Source organism: Nonomuraea sp. NPDC001684, from assembly GCF_053596515.1.
Window position 1 is genome coordinate 1 of record NZ_JBSFGJ010000745.1, and the last position, 2,772, is coordinate 2,772.

5 protein-coding genes are annotated in these 2,772 nt (G+C 74.1%); 2 read left to right on the plus strand and 3 right to left on the minus strand.

Translation table 11 applies throughout. The features are described from left to right. On the minus strand, positions 1-396 hold a 396-nt coding region (locus ACWCSD_RS51040; RefSeq protein WP_449926869.1), incomplete at its 3' end, for a 4a-hydroxytetrahydrobiopterin dehydratase. A 196-nt stretch (positions 397-592) separates the two neighbouring features. Here ACWCSD_RS51040 and ACWCSD_RS51045 point away from each other — a divergent pair. Beyond that, the gene (locus ACWCSD_RS51045; protein ID WP_449926872.1) at positions 593-892 is read left to right on the plus strand and encodes a hypothetical protein; all 300 of its coding nucleotides are present in this window, start codon (positions 593-595) and stop codon (positions 890-892) included. Positions 893-916: 24 nt separating this feature from the next. Here ACWCSD_RS51045 and ACWCSD_RS51050 read toward each other — a convergent pair whose 3' ends face one another. Next, positions 917-1,378, minus strand: coding sequence for a VOC family protein (locus ACWCSD_RS51050; protein WP_449926875.1), 462 nt, complete (start codon positions 1,376-1,378; stop codon positions 917-919). A 50-nt stretch (positions 1,379-1,428) separates the two neighbouring features. Next, positions 1,429-2,358, minus strand: coding sequence for a LysR family transcriptional regulator (locus ACWCSD_RS51055; protein ID WP_397164027.1), 930 nt, complete (start codon positions 2,356-2,358; stop codon positions 1,429-1,431). A 72-nt stretch (positions 2,359-2,430) separates the two neighbouring features. On the opposite strand from ACWCSD_RS51055, the gene ACWCSD_RS51060 reads away from it, so the two are divergent. Beyond that, positions 2,431-2,772 (plus strand): NAD-dependent epimerase/dehydratase family protein (locus ACWCSD_RS51060; protein ID WP_449926878.1); only part of this gene is annotated, 342 nt, incomplete at its 3' end.

The window sequence follows — 2,772 nt, forward strand, 5'->3', positions numbered from 1 at the left end:
CCGGTCGTCGGCGGGCACCGCCAGCACCGCCGCCCAGAACGGCCGGACCGTGTCCCGCGCGGGGGTGTCGAGGCCGAGTTCGAGCACGGAGACGGACGCCGGGTCGAGGCGCACCCCGGCGTCGGCGGCGAGCGTCGTGACCGCGCGCGCCAGCCGCAGGTCGCGCTCGGTGACGCCGCCCGCGTCGTGACTGGACAGCCGGACGTCGACATGGGTGTAGCGCAGGTCGAGGTCGGGATGGTGGTCCATCTCCTCGGCCACCGCCCCGATGGCGTCGACGAGTGCGAGCCCGGCCGCGAACGTGCCGGTGTGGAGTCGGGTGTGCAGGCTGCCGAGCAGGTACGCCCACCCCGCCGGCCCCTCCTGTGCGATCTGAGCTCCGGTCAGCTTGGCCATGCGGCCATTCTCGCAGCACTCACCTTCTGCCTTCCCCGCGCGCGGCTGAGGTGAGCGCAACCAGATCCGTCAGGCGACAGACAGCCTGCGCATGCTCGGCTACCGTCCGCAGTATGGCGTACGACGACGAGCAGGAAGAGCGTCCGGTGAAGCAGTCCGGGGTGTCGTGCAAGTCCTGCAGCGGGACCGGCCGTAAGTGACGGACCCGATCACCTGCCCCGAATGCCAGGGCCGCCGCGGCGTGCAGCTCGGCGAGCTGTTCCTTTCCTGTACGTTCTGCGGCGGCCTCGGCCAGGTGGGCGGCGAGAACGAGCCCGCCGAGCGCGGCGCGGAACCGCCCCCGGACGGGCCGCCGCCGGCCTGGCAGCACAACGTGTGGTCCGACCCGTGGATCGCCGAGACGCTGAAGTGCCGCTTCTGCCTCGGCGCGAAGAAGGTGACCCACATCGAAGCGGGCACGCTGGTCATCGTGCCCTGCAGGTGTGCCGGCGACTGATTCGTCAGCTGGGCGTCCTGGACGTCAGTCGAGGCAGAACTCGTTGCCCTCGGGGTCGGTCATCACGATGTGGCCGGCGGCGAACGGGGGCCCGGGCTCGTGTCGCCGCACCCGCGTCGCGCCCAGGCCGACCAGCCGCTCGCACTCGGCCTCCAGCGCCGCCATGCGCTCCTCGCCGTGCAGCCCGGGAGCCGCCCGGACGTCGAGGTGCACGCGGTTCTTGGCGGCCTTGCCCTCCGGCACCCGCTGGAAGAACACCCGGGGGCCCCGGCCGTCGGGGTCCTCGATGGCCGACCGCGTGTCGCGCTCCTCCTCGGGGACGCCCATCCCGGCCAGGAAGTCGTCCCAGGCGGCCAGCGGGTCGGCGCCCTGCGGCAGCTCGACCCCGGGCGGGCCGGGGTGGACGTAGCCCAGCGCGTCACGCCAGAACGTCGACAGCGCCTTCGGGTCGTGGGCGTCGAAGGTGATCTGGACATGGCGGCTCATATGAATCACTCCGTTCGGTGCGGGAAAAGGTTCCCGGGGACACTGTGACATCACCGGCGGACAGGATCGGTCCGCTGCCGTCCCAGTGCCGCGGCCTCCTCGCGCAGCCACTCGACCAGCGTCGGCACCAGCGGGTGGTCGCGCCGCAGGGCGGTGGCGATCCCGAGGTAGCGGGCCGGGCGCGGCGGGTTCAGCGGCACGACGGCCAGGCCGGGCGTGTCGCGCGCCAGGCAGATGGACGGCACCAGGCTGACGCCCAGCCCGGCCGCCGTGAGCGCCTGCGCCAGGTGGTAGTCGGTGGTGGAGCCGCTGACCCGCAGCTCGAACCCGGCCGCGGCGGCGTACCCGCGCAGGAACGCCTCGGTCTTGGAGCAGCCGATCACCCACGGCTGCTCGGCCAGCTCGGTCAGGTCCAGCGACGCCCGGCCGGCCAGCGGATGGGCGGCCGGCAGCGCCACCGACAGCGGGTCCTCGGCCAGCGGCGTCCAGGCCAGCCCCGTGCGGTCGCCGGGCAGCACCGGCAGCGGCCCGTCGAAGTGGTAGGCGATCGCCAGGTCGGCCTCGCCGCGCCGGACCAGCGGCAGGCTGTCCTCCGGCTCCCGCTCGACCACGTTCGTCGCGACCTCGGGATGGGCGGCGACGAACCGCGCCAGCACGCCGGGCAGCAGCGCGCGGCCGCCGCTGGTGAAGGTGGCCACGGTCAGCCGCCTGCGCCCCGAGGCCAGCTCGTCGATCCGCTCCCGGGCGTGCCGCAGCTCGGCCGCGATCGTCTCGGCCGTCTCCACCAGCAGCCGGCCCGGCTCGGTGAGGGCCACGCCGCGGGTGCTGCGGGTGACGACCGGGGTGCCGAGCTGCCGTTCCAGCGCGGCGATCTGCTGCGAGACGGCGGACGGCGTGAGCAGCATCGCGGCCGCCGCCCGGTTGAAGCTGCCGTGCGCGGCCACCTCCCGCAGCACCCTGAGCCGGTGGGCGTCGATCAACAGTTCTCCTTAACACGAGGCCAGCAAGTCACCACTACCACTGCTGACGCCGTCCGGGCCAGTCTTGGCCGCATGCGACACATCTGCGTCATCGGCGGCAACCGCTACTTCGGCCGCCGCCTGATCCGCCTGCTGCTGGCCGGCGGGGACCGCGTGACCGTGGTCAACCGGGGCTCGGCCGCGCCGCCGCCCGGGGCCGAGCACGTCGTCGCCGACCGGGCGGACGCGGCGGCGCTCGCCCGCGCCCTGGACGGCCGGGCCTTCGACGCCGTCGTGGACCAGGTCTGCTACACGCCCTCGCACGCCGACGTCGCCCGCCGGGTCTTCGCCGGCCGCACCGCCCGCTACGTGATGACCTCCACCATGGAGGTCTACGACCCGGCCACCTCGCCGTCCCTGCTGCCCCCGGCCGCG

What these genes read in the sequence shown, in the direction of transcription:
- ACWCSD_RS51050 (WP_449926875.1), bottom strand. Translation starts at nt 1,378, where the DNA reads ATGAGCCGCCATGTCCAGATCACCTTCGACGCCCACGACCCGAAGGCG.